Origin of the sequence: Streptomyces sp. NBC_00659 (genome assembly GCF_036226925.1) — a bacterium.
Lineage (GTDB): Bacteria > Actinomycetota > Actinomycetes > Streptomycetales > Streptomycetaceae > Streptomyces.
The window spans coordinates 4,429,216-4,444,340 of the sequence record NZ_CP109031.1; the positions used below are offsets into that span (position 1 = coordinate 4,429,216).

The 15,125-nt window shown below is 72.2% G+C and carries 12 protein-coding genes; 6 read left to right on the top strand and 6 right to left on the bottom strand.

The annotated features are described in order from the left end of the window. Window positions 1-62 precede the first annotated feature (62 nt). Window positions 63-1,349, top strand: a complete 1,287-nt coding sequence (locus OG410_RS19130; protein WP_329304167.1) for a maleylpyruvate isomerase N-terminal domain-containing protein — start codon at window positions 63-65, stop codon at window positions 1,347-1,349. 80 nt (window positions 1,350-1,429) lie between these two features. Here the strand turns inward: OG410_RS19130 and purU are convergent, their stop codons facing one another. Beyond that, entirely contained in the window at window positions 1,430-2,314 is an 885-nt protein-coding gene (gene purU / locus OG410_RS19135; protein ID WP_328451310.1) for a formyltetrahydrofolate deformylase, read from the bottom strand. 128 nt (window positions 2,315-2,442) lie between these two features. Continuing rightward, complete coding sequence (locus tag OG410_RS19140; protein WP_329300305.1) at window positions 2,443-2,943, bottom strand: SCO4402 family protein; 501 nt, start codon at window positions 2,941-2,943, stop codon at window positions 2,443-2,445. A gap of 117 nt (window positions 2,944-3,060) precedes the next feature. Here OG410_RS19140 and OG410_RS19145 point away from each other — a divergent pair, with 117 nt between their 5' ends. Then, window positions 3,061-4,362 carry an ABC transporter substrate-binding protein gene (locus OG410_RS19145; RefSeq protein WP_329300306.1) on the top strand — a complete coding sequence of 434 codons (1,302 nt, stop codon included), beginning with the start codon at window positions 3,061-3,063 and terminating at the stop codon, window positions 4,360-4,362. Between the two features lie 97 nt (window positions 4,363-4,459). Here the strand turns inward: OG410_RS19145 and OG410_RS19150 are convergent, their stop codons facing one another. Next, window positions 4,460-6,106 carry a hypothetical protein gene (locus OG410_RS19150; protein ID WP_329300307.1) on the bottom strand — a complete coding sequence of 549 codons (1,647 nt, stop codon included), beginning with the start codon at window positions 6,104-6,106 and terminating at the stop codon, window positions 4,460-4,462. 502 nt (window positions 6,107-6,608) lie between these two features. Beyond that, window positions 6,609-7,994, bottom strand: coding sequence for a transcriptional regulator (locus OG410_RS19155; RefSeq protein WP_329300308.1), 1,386 nt, complete (start codon window positions 7,992-7,994; stop codon window positions 6,609-6,611). Between the two features lie 306 nt (window positions 7,995-8,300). On the opposite strand from OG410_RS19155, the gene OG410_RS19160 reads away from it, so the two are divergent. From OG410_RS19160 to OG410_RS19170, 3 genes are all read left to right on the top strand, one after another. Then, window positions 8,301-8,960 carry a bifunctional DNA primase/polymerase gene (locus OG410_RS19160; RefSeq protein WP_329300309.1) on the top strand — a complete coding sequence of 220 codons (660 nt, stop codon included), beginning with the start codon at window positions 8,301-8,303 and terminating at the stop codon, window positions 8,958-8,960. Between the two features lie 118 nt (window positions 8,961-9,078). Continuing rightward, window positions 9,079-9,876, top strand: a complete 798-nt coding sequence (locus OG410_RS19165) for an ABC transporter ATP-binding protein (RefSeq protein ID WP_329300310.1) — start codon at window positions 9,079-9,081, stop codon at window positions 9,874-9,876. Continuing rightward, entirely contained in the window at window positions 9,849-11,486 is a 1,638-nt protein-coding gene (locus OG410_RS19170; protein WP_443063894.1) for a transporter, read from the top strand. The genes OG410_RS19165 and OG410_RS19170 overlap by 28 nt, the downstream gene beginning before the upstream one ends. Before the next feature lie 223 nt (window positions 11,487-11,709). Here the strand turns inward: OG410_RS19170 and OG410_RS19175 are convergent, their stop codons facing one another. Together OG410_RS19175 and OG410_RS19180 are read right to left on the bottom strand one after the other, a co-directional pair. Further along, entirely contained in the window at window positions 11,710-12,570 is an 861-nt protein-coding gene (locus OG410_RS19175) for an alpha/beta fold hydrolase (RefSeq protein ID WP_329300312.1), read from the bottom strand. Window positions 12,571-13,274: 704 nt separating this feature from the next. Beyond that, the gene (locus OG410_RS19180) at window positions 13,275-13,967 is read right to left on the bottom strand and encodes a metal-dependent transcriptional regulator (protein ID WP_326787123.1); all 693 of its coding nucleotides are present in this window, start codon (window positions 13,965-13,967) and stop codon (window positions 13,275-13,277) included. A 362-nt stretch (window positions 13,968-14,329) separates the two neighbouring features. Between OG410_RS19180 and OG410_RS19185 the strand changes: the two genes are divergently transcribed. After that, a complete protein-coding gene (locus OG410_RS19185; RefSeq protein WP_328669710.1) occupies window positions 14,330-15,085 on the top strand; it encodes an SIS domain-containing protein in 756 nt (251 codons plus the stop codon). The last annotated feature ends 40 nt before the right edge of the window (window positions 15,086-15,125 follow it).

Consider the following 15,125-nt stretch of genomic DNA (forward strand, 5'->3'; position numbering starts at 1 on the left):
GCGCGGACGGGCACGAGGACGTGCACGGGAACACGGACGAGAACGAGGACGGACACAGCGGCATGCACGAGGACGGGCACGAGGACGCCGACGGCGCCGGACGGCGGCCGGGCGGGCCGCCGCGCATCCCGCCGCCACGCGCCTCCGTGGAGGACACCGGGCTGCCGCTGCCCGAGCCGGCCGCCGCCCCCGGTCCGGCGCCGCTGGTCCTCGAACACCGGGTCCTGAAGTCGCTGCTGGGCGCGTGGGCGCTGGCCGCCTGCTCGGCGGACGAGACGAGTGCCGTCGAGGACCACCTCGGGGACTGCGGCTCGTGCGCGGACGAGGCGCTGCGGCTGCGCGAGGCGGTCGGGCTGCTGCACCCGCCGGAGAGCCTCGACCTGGACCCGACGCTGCGCACCCGTGTCCTGACGAGTTGCCTGGACCGGCGCCCGCCGCGCATCCCGGTACCCGAGTGGGCCGCTCCGTACGACGCGGAGACCGCCCGTCTCGACGCCCTGCTCCAGGACATCGGCGGCTCCGAATGGCACGCGCCCGTGCGGCTGCGCTGGTTCGAGGGCGACGGGCCCGTGAGCCGGCGCACGACCGTCGCCGGGGTCATCGCCCATCTGCTGAGCGTCGACGGACTGGTCGCCGTAGCGCTGGGCCTGGACGACCCGCTCGGCGGGTCCGACGCGAAGCGGCCGTCACCGCAGGAGCGCACCGAGGCGTACTGGCGCTCCTCGCGCGTCCCGCCCACCTCGTCCGTGCGCGGACCCTGGCGGGAGCAGAGCCACGGCATCGTACGGACCGTGTCGTTCGTGGAGGAGGGCGCCCCGGCCGCGGGCGGGGTCGCCGGCGGGGAGGCCTCCGGGCGGCTCACCGTGCCGTACGGCGGTTTCGAGCTGCCTCTCAGCGACTCGATGCTGGACCGGGCCTTCGAGTGCTGGGTGCACGCGGGGGACATCGCCGACGCGGTGGACTACCCGTACGAACCGCCCGCTCCCCGGCATCTGCACCGGATGATCGACCTGGCCGCGCGGATGCTGCCCGTCTCGCTCGCCGAGCGGCGCCGGGCCGGTCTGTCGGCCCGGTCGGCCCGGCATCTCGTCGCGGCGGGTACTCCGGGGCGCAGCCTGCGCCTGGAGATCGAGGGCTCCGGGGGCGGCGAGTGGCTCATCCCGCTCGACTCGCCCGGCGCCGTCGGCTCCGCCGATCACGAGGTGGCCCATGTCGCGCTGGACGGGGTGGAGTTCTGCCACCTGGCCGCGGGCCATGTGTCGCCGGAGGAGGCGGCCGCCGGACAGGACGGCGACCGCGACGTCATCTGGGACGTACTGTCCGCGGCGGCATCACTGAGCCGCATGTGACCCGACTGCCAGGCGGTCGGGCGGTCGGGCGGTCAGGCGGTCAGGCAGTCAGGCAGTCAGGCAGTCAGGCGGTCAGGCGGTCAGGCGAAAACGACCGTCCGGCGCCCGTTGAGCAGGATGCGGCGCTCCGCGTGCCACTTCACGGCGCGGGCGAGCGCCTGGCACTCCACGTCACGGCCGATGGCGACCAGCTGGTCGGGGGTGACGTCGTGGCCTACCCGCTCGACCTCCTGCTCGATGATCGGGCCCTCGTCGAGGTCGGCGGTGACGTAGTGCGCCGTCGCGCCGATGAGCTTGACCCCGCGGGCGTGCGCCTGGTGGTACGGCTTGGCGCCCTTGAAGCTCGGCAGGAAGGAGTGATGGATGTTGATGATGCGGCCGCTGAGCTGCTTGCACAGGTCGTCCGAGAGGACCTGCATGTAGCGGGCGAGGACGACCAGCTCGACGCCCTTCTCGCGCACCAGCTCCAGCAGCTGCGCCTCGGCCTCGGCCTTCGTGTCCTTCGTCACCGCGATGTGGTGGAAGGGAACGTCGTACGACCCCACCAGCTCCGCGAAGTCGGTGTGGTTGGAGACCACCGCGGCGATGTCGACGGGCAGCGCGCCGATCCGCGCGCGGAAGAGCAGGTCGTTCAGGCAGTGACCGAACTTGCTGACCATGAGGACGACCCTCATCCGGTCCTCGGCCCGGTGGATCTGCCACTCCATGTGGAAGGCGTCGCCGATCGCTGTGAAACTCGCACGCAATTTCTCCACAGTCACCGGCGACTCCGCCGAGAAGTGGACGCGCATGAAGAACAGACCCGTGTCGTGGTCGCCGAACTGCTGGCTGTCCTCGATGTTGCAGCCGGTCATGAACAAGTAGCTCGACACGGCGTGCACGATGCCCTGCTTGTCGGGGCAGGAAAGCGTCAGGACGTACTGCTCGGCAGCGGGCACGGTCTCGCGGACGGACGGCTCATTCATGCCGAACAGCGTTTCATACCGAGCGCCCGCACAGGAGTGCCGTTCCGCCACCCGGACACCGCCCACGGCACGGCACGGCACGGCACGGCACGGCACGGCACGGGCCGTCGGGCCGACGGCCCGACGGCTCAGGCGGACCGCGTCAGGATCCTCAGGACCTCGAGGGTGCGTGGAGGCGTGTCCGGGTCCTCTCCGTCGCTCGACGCCAGGCGTACGTGTGCGGCACGAGCGGCCTGGAGGGCGTCCGGCCAGGCCTGGTGGTCGAGATAGGCGGAGACCGGCGCGTCGGGTCCGACCTGATGCATGATCCGCAGGACCCGCAGGACGGCACTGTCCACGAGGGCCGCCTCCTGGGAGTCCCGGAAGATCGTGCCGATGTATTTCTCGGCCGACCAGTTGTCCAGCCAGGTGTCCTCGACCAGGCGGTACACGGCGTCGGTGACGTCGCCGTATCCGTCGACGCCGGCGAGCCAGACGTCTCTCTGGAAGGCGGGGTCGGAAAGCATGTGCAGCGCGGAGCGCACATTGCTGCGCCAGCGCCACCACGGCATGTCGTTCAGTGGCATGCCGCCCATGGTGGATGAGCGACGGCCACGGCGGGAAGAGTTCTCCGAGTCTTGCACGGTCACCGATCGTACGTTCCCTGTGAAAAACAGTTCATCGACCCCTGCAATTCACCTCTGCGTCACCTGGTGTCGACCGCGGGTCACACAACGGTTCTCGGTGTGGGGGAATCGTGCATGTGCATGACCGGTAGGCGACGTACTCGCACCACCTCCCCCACTCCGCCCCGGCCCCGCAAGGCCAAGCTGCTGTACGCGAGCGCGCTGGTCGCGTGCGCGTCGGTCGCCGTCGGATGCGGGGCCATCCCTGGTGCCACGGGGGGCTCCGGGGATGGCCCCGTCAAGGTGATGACCTGGGCCCCCGAGAAGACCAACGCGACGAACAAGCCCGGCATGCCGGCGCTGGCGAAGGCCTACGCGCGCTGGGTCAACGCCCACGGCGGCATCAACGGGCGCCGGCTGGAGGTCCTCACCTGCAACGACCACAACGACTCGGTCGCCGCTGCGCACTGCGCCGAGCGGGCCGCCGAGGAGGAGGTCGTCGCGGTCGTGGGCTCCTACAGCCAGCACAGCCGTGCGTTCCTCGCCCCGCTGGAGAGCGCGGGCATCCCCTACATCGGCGGCTTCGGCGTCACCGACGACGAGTTCACCAGCCCCATCTCCTACCCCGTCAACGGCGGACAGGGCGTCCTCCTGGCGGGCCTGGGCGAGCAGCTCGGCAAGAGCTGCGGCCCCGTCTCCCTCATACGCCCCGACACCATCGCCGGTGACGAGCTGCCCGTGCTGCTCGACTCCGGCCTGAAGGCCCTGGGCCACCCGGAGGCCGCGGACCAGAAGGCGGCCGAGGACGCCACCGAGTACTCCCTGCCGACCCGGCTCGCGCTCGAGCACGCGACCTCCGACCCGACCCGGCAGGGCTGTGTGGTCCCCGCGCTCGGTGACCGCACGAACACCTTCATGGACTCCTTCCGGCGCGATGCCGAGGACTACCGGAAGGTGCACACCGGTACCGTCATCGGCAACATCGACCAGTCGCTGATCGACGCCACCGGCGGCAAGTCGGGCCCCTACGAGGGGTCGTACGTCACCGGCTGGTACCCCACCGCCGACGACGCGCGCTGGAACCCGATGCGCGCGGTGATCAAGGAGCAGGCCTTCGGCGACAACCGGATCGATCCCAGCGACGCCGGGGTGCAGACCACCTGGATCGCCTACACCGTGCTGAAGAAGGTCATCGAGGCCCTCGGCGCGGGCGAGGTCTCGCCGCTCACCCTCCGGCGCGAGCTCGACAACGGCCTCAAGGTCAACACGGGCGGGGTCACGCCGACCCTCGACTGGCGCTTCGACGCGGAGACCACGGTCGCCGCCTTCCCGCGCCTGGTCAACGCCGACGTCACCTTCCAGGTCATTCGCGGCGGTCAGCTCACCTCGCAGCGACGCGACTTCGTCGACATGGCGAAGACCCTGGCCACAGCGGAGCAGTAGCCGCCGGGCCGGAAGCGGGACCCCGCGCACGACGAAGCCCGGCCTCCTCACCGTTCGGCGAGGAGGCCGGGCTTTCGTTGCCTGCCGGGGCACCAGGTCAGAGCTGGGAGCGGGTCCGCTGCGTCAGGCCGTACTTGGACGCGATGGAGTTCCAGAGCTGCGCGGCCTTCTCCTTCTGGGCGGAGGCCGTACCGCTGGCCCGGTCGCCCGCCTGGGTCTGCCCGGTGGTACGCGCCTGGCCCTTGCGGCAGCCCTTCTTGTCGTTGGCGACCTGGTCGGCCCAGGCCGCGTAGTGACTGTCGGCCGAGGCGGAGGCCTTCCAGCCGCTGTTGAGGGCGGCGGTCAGCTCGTCGTGGTTCGGCAGCTTGTCGACCGCGAGGCCGGAGAGCCGGGTGACCAGTTCCCCGCGCTGCTTGGCCGCGTTCCGCAGATCGACGGCCGCCTGGCCGAGGTTGTCGCACGCCTTCACGTTCGCCACGGCGTTGATCACCGAGCCGCGGCTGCTGGTGCTGTCCGCGAGGAGCTTGTCCAGTTCGACGGCCTGCGCCTTCACCGCGTCACCGGCGGGCGCCGACGAACCCGCCGTCGCGGGCGCGGTCGCGGCCACCGTCTTGCCGGTGTCGTCCTTGCCGTCGTCGCTGCCGCCGCCTCCGCTGAGCAGGGCGCCGGCGCCGACACCGAGCACGATGATGCCGATGCCGACGGCCGCGATCACCGGGACGCGCGAGCCGCTGCGGCCACCGCCGCCGCCTCCGTCACCGGCGGCGGGGCCGCCACGCCGTCCGCCCGCCCGGCCGCCGGGGGCACCCGGCGCCGGCTGGGCTCCGTACATGTCACCCGCGCCGTACGGGGCCTGTGGGGCGCCCGCGTCGATACGGGGCAGCATCTGCGTCGCCCCGGCCACCTCCGGCTCGCTGCGGAAGAGACTGTCGAACTCCGCCGGGGGCTGCCGCTCCTCGGGCGTGCCGGAGGGCATCCCGAAGGACCCTGACGGCTGCGCGGGCACGGGCGGGATGTACTGCGTGGCGTCGGCGTCCGAACCGGCGCCGCCCTGCGCCGGCTGCCCCAGGTACTGCGGCGCGCCGGTGTGGATCTCCGGCGGCAGAGCGCCCGGCCCCACCGGCGGGATGAACTGGGTGGCGCCCTCGTCCGGCGCGGCGGCGACCGGCGGGATGAACTGCGTCGCCCCCTCGTCACCACCCGGGGCAGCCGGTATGTACGGAATGTACTGAGTGGCGCCGTCCTCGCCGCCGGCCGGGAGCCGAGCCCCGGGGCCGGCGTGCCCGCCCTGCTGCTCCTGGGCCCCGTAGGAGCCGTAGCCGTCGTATCCGGCGGCGGCGTGCGAGCCGTGCGCCCCCGGCGCATAGCCGCTCTGGGCGCCGTAGCCCGAGGACGGCGCGCTCTCGGGCGGCAGCGGTGCGGAGCCGGATCCCGGCGCGCCGAAGCCCTGCGCCTGCTGTGCGCCGTGCGGGTCCGCCGCCGGCCAGCCCTGGGAATCGGAGGGCGCGGAGGCACCCCACGACGGAGCGGCGTTCGCGGGCGCACCCCAGCCGTCGGCGGACTGCGGAGCCGGGGCGGCCGACTGGTCGGGGCCCCACTGCCCACCCCAGGCCGGGCCACTGGCCGGGGTCACACGGTCGCCCGTCGTGCCCGGCAGCATCGGCTCGCTACCGTCGGAGGGCAGCACGATGCCTTCGCGCGCGGGCCGCGCCGAGGGCTCCTCGCCCTGTCCACTCTGCGTCACCGGGACTCCTACGAATGGGGGACCTTCGGAATCATCGGCTCACGCTACCGGGTCCCCACAACCCGGTGCTACGCAGCACCTGCGGTGACCGCGGCACCTTGTGACACGGGTAACGAAACCGCCCCCGAATGCGCTGTATCTCACTCCTCTCCCTCACGGCGTCCTCGTTTTCCCGGCGTTCACTCCCGTACGGGCCATATGTTCATGAGCGCGGGGCCGGAGGGCGCGGAAGCGAAATGATCACACCCCGTACCGGCGGCCGCCGCACGACGTTCCCCGGGCTCCCGGTCCGGTCCCGGGTCCTGAGCCGGATCGCACACACCCCCGCGCGCGGACCGCGGTCCGGCCGCACCGGACGCCACACCCTCAACTCAGGCTCCCGAAACCCCTCTCATCCCCGAAGTCCCCCAGGACTCTCAGATCTCCCAGGCCCCCCAGGCCCCGAGGTTCCCTAGGTCCCCAGGTCCCCAGGTCCCCAGGTCCCCAGGTCCCCGACGTACGGTCACGCCGCCGCCTGCAGCTCCATGCGCGCCCCGAACTCCCGCACCACGGCCTCGTCCTGGAACGGCTCCAGGCGCTGCTGAAGGTCCTCCAGGTACTCGGCGCCGCGGTTGGAGCGGAGCGTGCCGAGGAGTTCGACGGCGCGCAGACCGGTGTGACAGGCCTGCTCCACCTCGCGCTGCTGGACCTGTGCCGTGGCCAGCAGGACATAGCCGATGGCCCGGCGGCGGGCACGCGACTCGGGATGACCGGCCAGGGACTCCTCGGCGCATCGCGCGGCCGCCTCGGCCTGGCCGAGGTCCCGGTGGCAGTGGGCCAGCTCGTCGGCCAGATAGGCCTCGTCGAAGTGCGCGATCCACGTCGGGTCGTCCCCGGAGGCCGCGTCCGCGTTCTCCAGCGCCGTGACGGCCCGCCCGGACGCCACCTGCGCGGCGCGCGCGTCACCCATCAGCGCGTGCCCCCGCGCCTCGGCGGCGAGGAACATCGACTCCGCCCGCGGTGTCACCCGCCCGCGCGCACCCTCCTGGGCCGCGCGCGCCAACTGCGCGATCTCGCGCGGGTTGCCGAGCTGGGCCGCCAGGTGGCTCATGGACGCGGCGAGGACATAGCCGCCGTAACCGCGGTCACCGGCCGCCTGCGCGAGCCGCAGCGCCTGGATGTAGTAGCGCTGGGCGAGCCCCGGCTGGCCGGTGTCGATGGCCATGTAGCCGGCGAGTTCCGTCAACCGGGAGACAGCCGCGAACAGTTCGCGTCCGACCGCCTCACGGTAGGAGCCGGCGAGCAGCCCGGAGACCACGCTGTTCAGGTAGTGCACGACGACCGGGCGCACATGGCCGCTGCCGTACTGGTGGTCCAGGCCGACGAGGGCCTGGGTCATCGCGCGGACCGCCGCCACGTCCGAGAGCCCGACGCGCGGACCCGCGGACCGGGCCACCTGCGAGTCCGGCGACGAGATCAGCCAGTCACGGCTGGGCTCGACGAGCGCGGAGGCGGCGACGGACGAGCCGGACAGGAAGTCCCGGCGGCCCACGTCGCTGCGCCACAGCTCGCAGACCTGCTCGATGGCGCCCAGTATCGTCGGCGAGAACTGGAGACCGACACCGGAGGCCAGGTTCTTGCCGTTGGCCATGCCGATCTCGTCGATCGTGACCGTCCTGCCGAGCTTGCGGCCGAGCGCCTCGGCGATGATCGCCGGAGCCCGTCCCCGGGGCTGCTGACCGCGCAGCCAGCGCGCGACGGACGTCTTGTCGTAGCGCAGATCGAGTCCGTGCTCCGCCCCGCACATGTTGACCCGGCGGGCCAGCCCGGCGTTCGAGCAGCCCGCTTCCTGGATGAGCGCCTGGAGCCGTTCGTTCGGCTGCCTGGCGATGAGAGGCCTTGCGGCCATGGCGTACCCCCTGTGGCTGCGGTGCCTGCCCACGCACCGAGTTGATGTGTCCTCACCGGCCGGTCGCACCGAAGGAAGCCGGCCACGAAGATCAATGCCCCGTAGACATGCCGAAGATGCGAGACATGTGAGGATTGCCGGGGTAAGGAAGGTCGCCCGGCCCCACCCCTGATTACCCGCTACCGGCTGCCGCTGCCCTCGCGCGCCCCCACACGTGCACCCATGCGCCCCAGGCGGGGAAACGATGCTCCTCCCCCGTGCGCGTGTCCCCCGTAACCCGGAGTGGACGCGGGAGTTGGGATCCACGTGGAAGAGACCATCGCAGGCACCGAGTCCGCACAGATCCCCCAGCAGCGTGGCGAATCGCTGCGGGACGCCGCCGTGCGCTATGCCGAGGAACGCCACTGGGACGTGTTCCCCGGCACCTGGCTGGAAGCGGCCGGCGGGGTGCAGCTCTGCTCCTGCGGCGAACCCGCCTGTGCCGTGCCCGGCGCGCATCCGGCGCGCGAGGACTGGGCGAACCTGGCCACGGGCAGCGCGACGGTCGCGGGGCGGCTCTGGTCGATGCGGCCGACGGCGTCGATCCTGCTGCCCACGGGGCGTACGTTCGACACGATCGACGTGCCCGAGACCGCCGGGTTCCTGGCGCTGGCCCGTATGCGGCGGATGGGGCTCACCCTCGGGCCGGTGACGTGCACCCCGGACCGTCGCATGCACTTCTTCGTGCTCCCCGGAGCCGCGGCGAAGATCCCCGGCCTGGTACGGGCACTGGGCTGGCCGCCCGCCTCGCTCGATCTGACCACGCTCGGCGAGGGAGCCTATGTGGCCGCGCCGCCGACCCGGGTCGGATCCCGGGGCGCCGTGCAGTGGGCCTGCCGGCCGACACCCGCGAACCGCTGGCTGCCGGACGCGGAGGAGCTGGTCTCGCCGCTGGCCTACGCCTGCGGACGCGACCGCGACCGGTAGGGCCGACGGAGGCCGGCAGGGGCCGGCAGGGGCCGGCGGAGGCCCGCCGGGACCGGTAGATCGACTGAGACCCGGCGGAGACGGGTGGCGGGCGGCCGGGGGCGCTTAGGGTGCCTGTATGAGCGAGGGAGCGAAGGACGGCGGCGTGCCCGCCGTACGTGTGCGGGGGCTCTGGAAGCGGTTCGGCGAGCAGGTCGCCGTGGCCGGGATCGATCTGGAGCTTCCCGCGGGGCAGTTCATCGGGCTCGTCGGGCCGAACGGGGCCGGCAAGACCACCACCCTCTCGATGGTGACCGGGCTGCTCAGGCCCGATCACGGCACCGTCGAGGTCGTCGGTCACGACGTCTGGCGCGACCCGGCGGAGGTGAAGGCCCGGATCGGCGTACTGCCCGAGGGACTCCGGCTCTTCGAGCGGCTCTCCGGACGCGAACTGCTCGGGTACACCGGCCGGTTGCGGGGCCTGCCCGGCGCCGAGGTCGACAAGCGTGCCACCCAGCTCCTCGACGTCCTCGACCTCGCGGGCGCCCAGCACAAACTGGTCGTCGACTACTCGACCGGCATGCGCAAGAAGATCGGTCTGGCCTGCGCTCTCCTGCACAACCCCGAAGTCCTCTTCCTGGACGAGCCCTTCGAGGGCGTGGACCCGGTCTCCGCGCAGACCATCCGGGGCGTCCTGGAGCGGTACACCGCGTCCGGTGCCACCGTCGTCTTCTCCTCCCATGTGATGGAGCTGGTCGAGTCGCTGTGCGACTGGGTCGCCGTCATGGCCGCCGGACGCATCCGCGCACACGGTCCGCTCGCGGAGGTGCGTGGCAGCGCCCCCTCCCTCCAGCAGGCCTTCCTGGAGCTGGTCGGCGCCCACGGCCGCGGCACCACGGCCGACCTGGACTGGCTGGGCGGCGGGGCTCCCCGGTGAGCGCCGGCACCGGCGTCTCCGCCGCGTCGATCACCCCCGTCGTCGTACGCCTGAAGCTGTCGCTCCTGCGCAACGGCCTGCGGCAGTCCGCCGGGCGGCGGGCCGCGTTCATCGCGTCCACGGTGCTCGTGCTGCTCTTCGCCGTGCTCCAGCTGCTCGGCCTGATCGCGCTGCGCGGCAACGCGCACGCCACCGCCGTCGGCGTGCTGCTCGTGGCGGTCCTGGCGCTCGGCTGGGCCGTGATGCCGCTGTTCTTCCCCGGCGGCGACGAGACGCTCGATCCGACACGGCTGGTGATGCTGCCGCTGCGGCCGCGGCCCCTCGTCCGGGCGCTGCTGGCCGCCTCGCTCGTCGGCATCGGGCCGCTCTTCACGTTCTGCCTGCTGCTCGGTTCGGTGATCTCGGTCGCCCACGGCGCGGCGGCGTACGCGACGGCGGTGGCCGCCCTCGTGCTGGCCCTGCTGGTCTGTGTGGCCCTCGCGCGGGCCGTCGCGGCCGCCAACATCCGGCTGCTGTCCAGCCGCAAGGGACGCGATCTGGCGGTGCTCAGCGGACTGGTCGTCGCGGTCGGCGCCCAGCTGGTGAACTTCGGCGCCCAGCGGCTCGGTTCGGCGGGCGGGCTGTCGGAGCTGGACCCGGTGACGGACGTGCTGCGCTGGATCCCGCCCGCGTCGGCGATCGGCGCCGTGGATTCGGTGAGCGACGGGTCGTACGGGGCCGGGATCCTCCAGCTCGCGCTGTGCGTGGCCGCCCTGGCGGGGCTGCTGGCGCTCTGGTCCCGTCATCTGACCCGGCTGATGACCTCGCCCGACGGGTCGACGCTCCAGGCCGCGGAGCCCGTGGGCCGCGAGCGCGGCTCGTCGGGGCTCGCGCGGCTGCTTCCGGCCGGGCGCACCGGCACGGTCATGGAGCGGAGCCTGCGGTACGTGTGGCGCGATCCGAAGACCAAGGCGGCCTGGGTGACCTCGCTGGCCATCGGGCTGATCGTGCCGGTGTTCAACGCGCTCCAGGGCACCGGCTCGGTCTACTTCGCGTGCTTCGCGGCCGGGATGCTCGGGATCCAGATGTACAACCAGTTCGGGCAGGACACGTCCGCGTTCTGGATGGTGGCCCTGACCATCTCCTCGACCCGTGACGCGTACGTCGAACTGCGCGGGCGGGCGCTGGCCCTGCTGTTGATCACCCTGCCGTACGCGACGCTCGTGACCACGGTGACGACCGGGCTGCTCGGGGCGTGGGAGAAGCTGCCCGAAGTCCTCGGTCTCTCCTTCGCGTTGCTCGGCGCGATGCTGGCGACCGGCGCGTGGTCCTCGGCCCGCTTCCCGTACTCGATCCCCCAGGAGGGCTACAAGAACGTGGCCCCCGGTCAGGCCGGTCTCGCCTGGATCGCCATCTTCGGCGGCCTGATCTCGGCCGCCCTGCTCGCGTCCCCCGTCATCGCCCTGACGATCTGGCTGAACGTGAGCGCCGACGGCGACGGCTGGACCTGGCTCCTGCTGCCCCTGGGCGCCGTCTACGGGGCGCTGATCACGCTGCTGGGGCTCCGGCTCGCGGCGCCCCGGACGGCGGGGCGGCTGCCGGAGATCCTGGCGGCGGTCAGCAAGGGGTGAACGCGCGCCGTTCCAGGAGGGCGGCGCGCGAGGCGATCCGGGGGGCGCCGCGCGAGGCGCCGCTCACTCCTTCGCGGGTCGGTGCGCGTCTCCCTGAAAGGTGAGCTGAGCGGCCGAGACAGCGCACCGCACCGCAAGGCTATTGGGCACAGCTTGTGAACCAACCGTGAAGATCCCATGGACCTTCGTGATCATCTCGTGACGCGTCCGGGTGGCGGCGGCCCTAGGGTCCGGTGAGCACTCCGTCCAGAAACGGCTCGATCGCGGCGCGCCACGCCTCGGGCTGGTCGTAGTGCACGAGGTGGCCGGCGTCGGCGACCTCGGCGTACTGGCCGCGCGGCAGGACCCGGACCATCTCCTGGGACTCGGCCCGGCCGAGCTCGCCGTCGAGGCCGCGTACGACCAGGGCGGGGCACCGGACCTGGGTGAGCTCTTCCCAGTGGGCGTCGTACACCCATGTCTGGCGGGACTTGAGCATCTGTTCCGGTTCGAAGACGGGGCGCCAGCCGTCGGGGGACTCGTGCATCACCTCGGCGTAGAACTCGCCGCGGGAGGGATTGCGGCGCTCCACCCAGGGGTCGTCCTCGCCGAACCACTTCCGTACGTCGGCGAGTGTGGCGAAGGGGACGGGCCAGGCCTGGAACCAGTCCTCCCACTCGCGCTGGGAGGCGGCGCCGAGCGCCGAGGCCCGCATGTCGCAGATGATCAGGGCGCGGACGAGATCGGGGCGCTTGGCGGCGAGCTGCCAGCCGGTCAGCGCGCCCATCGCGTGGCCGACGACGACGGCCGGTCCGAGACCGAGCTGGTCGAGGGCGGCTTCGGCGTCCTCGACGTAGGCCTCACGGGTGTACTCGGCCTCCGGGGCCTTGTCGCTCTGGCCGTGACCGCGCTGGTCGAGGGCGACGGCGCGGTGCCGCTCGGAGAGCCAGCGGGCGGTGGACGCCCAGTGCGAGGCGCGGCCCATGAGGCCGTGCAGTAACAGCACGCCGGGCGCCTTCGGCTGCTCGTTCTTGGGAGGATCGGCGAACTCCCAGGCGGCCAGGCGTACACCGCCCGCTCCCGTCACGTCGATGCGCCGCACCATCGGTAATGGCACCCCCCTGGCTCGCTCGGACCTCATTCCACCTCATCGTCACGTTATCGAATGGGGATTCGAAAATGACCTTTCCGGCCGCAACACCCCTCGTTCGAGTGACCGCCCACAAGGATTGACCGCCGTCGCCCGGGGGAGATCTTCTGCGGGAGGCGGACCGCTCGGGGAAAACGGTCCGAAGGGAATGACCCTGGGAGCTCGGGGCTCCGGGTCAGCACAGGGGGAGGACAGGCCCCGGCGCCGAACGGCGCCGGGGCCCTCTCCACATCTACGGCACATCCTTACGCCCCCTCCCCGACCGTGCACGATCGCTCTCGGACACGGTCAAGAGCCCTCAGGTCATATGCCTCACGCGACAGCCTTGCACGCAAACGGTCCCGGCGCTGCGATTCCACACACTGAATCTTCGTTTCGAGAAGGTCGCGGAACCATCACAACTGCCCCTGCTGTCACAGCAGTTGACACGCCCGTGGCAGTACGGGCCGGGTGCGTCCCACGGTGTCCGGCGTGCTCCCGGACGCCGACGTGGAGGTCAGCGACTGCCGGCCCCTCGGTCGGCGCCCGGGAACTGCCCCTCGCGGGTACCGGAAGCGCGGGTGGAACAAGGCCGGAATCCGGAACCGGAAATACCGGAGTCGCGGATACCGGAAGTACGGCCGCCGGTGGCACGGCCGCCGGTGAGCCCGCCGACCGTGTCAGCGCTTGGCGACGAACACATGAGAGGCAACGTCCGCCTCCAGCTCCGCGGCCTCGCCGCCGCTGCCGACGAGGACGCCGCCGGCCGACTCGGTCACGCTGACCACGGAACCGGGCTGCACGCCCGCCCGCCGCAGCGTGTACATCAGCTGGGCGTCCGTCTGGATCGGCTCCCCGATCCGCCGGACGACCACGGTCTTGCCGTCCACACCCGGGTCCAGTTCGGACAGCGAGACCATGCCCTCGTCCAGGAACGGGTCCGCGCCGTCCTTCTCGCCCAGCTCCTCCAGGCCCGGGATCGGGTTTCCGTACGGCGACTCGGTCGGGTGGCGCAGCAGTTCCAGCACGCGCCGCTCCACCGCCTCGCTCATCACGTGCTCCCAGCGGCAGGCCTCCGCGTGCACCTGCTCCCACTCCAGGCCGATGACGTCGACGAGCAGACACTCGGCCAGGCGGTGCTTGCGCATGACGCGGGTCGCCAGCCGCCGCCCTTCGTCCGTGAGTTCCAGATGCCGGTCGCTCGCCACCGCCACCAGACCGTCGCGCTCCATCCGCGCCACCGTCTGACTCACCGTCGGGCCGCTCTGGTCGAGCCGCTCCGCGATCCGGGCGCGCATGGGGACAACGCCTTCCTCCTCCAGCTCGAGGATGGTGCGGAGATACATCTCCGTGGTGTCGATCAGTCCGGACATTCGTGTGCCCCTCGATTAGCTCTGCCGGAGACTCGATGGCCCACCGGCGTGTGCGCTGGCCCTGGACTCAATTCTGACGCATAGCACCGACAACCGTGCCTCGCCCGCGAAACCGCTTGGCGGCGATCACCCCCGCGATCCCCGCGGGCACGGCACCCGGCCGGCCCGCGGGGACCCTCCCCGCCGTGATCGGGGCGCCCCCGGAAGCCGTATTGACAGGGCAGTGGTCCAGACCGCAACGTGATCCGCGACACCGGGGAGTACGGCCGCGCCGGGCGACCGGTTCAGCCGTCCGCCCGCCCTGCGCCGACCCGGCGCCGACGAGACGTCCAAGCCGACGAGAGTTCTAAGGGGCTTCGCCGATGAGCGACAGCATGCTTGCCGGGCAGTTCTTCGACGCCGCGATCGGCCTGCTGCGGCAGGTACGGGACGAGGACGCCGGGGAGATCGAGGCGGCCGGGAGCCTGATCGCGGACACCGTGGTGGACGGCGGCCGGCTCTTCGCCTTCGGCGCCGGTCACTCCTCGCTCGCCGCGCAGGACATCGTCTACCGCGCGGGCGGCCTCGCCCTGATGAACCTGCTCGCCGTACCGGGAGTGGTGGGCGTCGACGTCATGCCCGCGACCCTGGGCTCCGCCCTGGAGCGCGTCGACGGTCTGGCGAGCGCGGTCCTGGACTGCAGCCCGCTGCGCTCCGGCGACCTGCTGGTGATCATCTCGCTGTCCGGCCGCAACGCGCTCCCCGTGGAGATGGCGATGAACGCCCGTGCCCTGGGGGTGAAGGTCATCGGCGTCACCTCCGTCGCCTACGCCACCGAGACGACGTCACGGCACGTGTCGGGCACCTACCTCAAGGACCACTGCGACGTCGTCCTCGACTCGCGGATCCCCGTCGGCGACGCGGAGCTGACCCTGGACTCCATCGAGGCACCCTTCGCCCCCGCCTCGACCGTCGTCACCTCGGCCCTCCTCCAGGCCGTCATGGCCACCGCGGCCGGCGCCCTCGCGGACCGCGGCATCGAACCGCCCCTGCTGCGCTCGGGCAACGTCGACGGCGGCCACGAGTGGAACGGACGGGTCATGACGGAGTACGGGGACCGGATCTTCTACCGGCGCTGAGGAGCCGGATGCCCGGGGGACAGGCCTGCCCCGGGGCGCG

Coding starts and splice junctions, on each gene's coding strand:
- OG410_RS19130 (WP_329304167.1), top strand. CDS start 63: ATGCACGAGGACGGGCACGAGGACGCCGACGGCGCCGGACGGCGGCCG.
- OG410_RS19145 (WP_329300306.1), top strand. CDS start 3,061: ATGACCGGTAGGCGACGTACTCGCACCACCTCCCCCACTCCGCCCCGG.
- purU (WP_328451310.1), bottom strand. CDS start 2,314: ATGAATGAGCCGTCCGTCCGCGAGACCGTGCCCGCTGCCGAGCAGTAC.
- OG410_RS19165 (WP_329300310.1), top strand. CDS start 9,079: ATGAGCGAGGGAGCGAAGGACGGCGGCGTGCCCGCCGTACGTGTGCGG.
- OG410_RS19185 (WP_328669710.1), top strand. CDS start 14,330: ATGAGCGACAGCATGCTTGCCGGGCAGTTCTTCGACGCCGCGATCGGC.
- OG410_RS19175 (WP_329300312.1), bottom strand. CDS start 12,570: ATGGTGCGGCGCATCGACGTGACGGGAGCGGGCGGTGTACGCCTGGCC.
- OG410_RS19180 (WP_326787123.1), bottom strand. CDS start 13,967: ATGTCCGGACTGATCGACACCACGGAGATGTATCTCCGCACCATCCTC.
- OG410_RS19155 (WP_329300308.1), bottom strand. CDS start 7,994: ATGGCCGCAAGGCCTCTCATCGCCAGGCAGCCGAACGAACGGCTCCAG.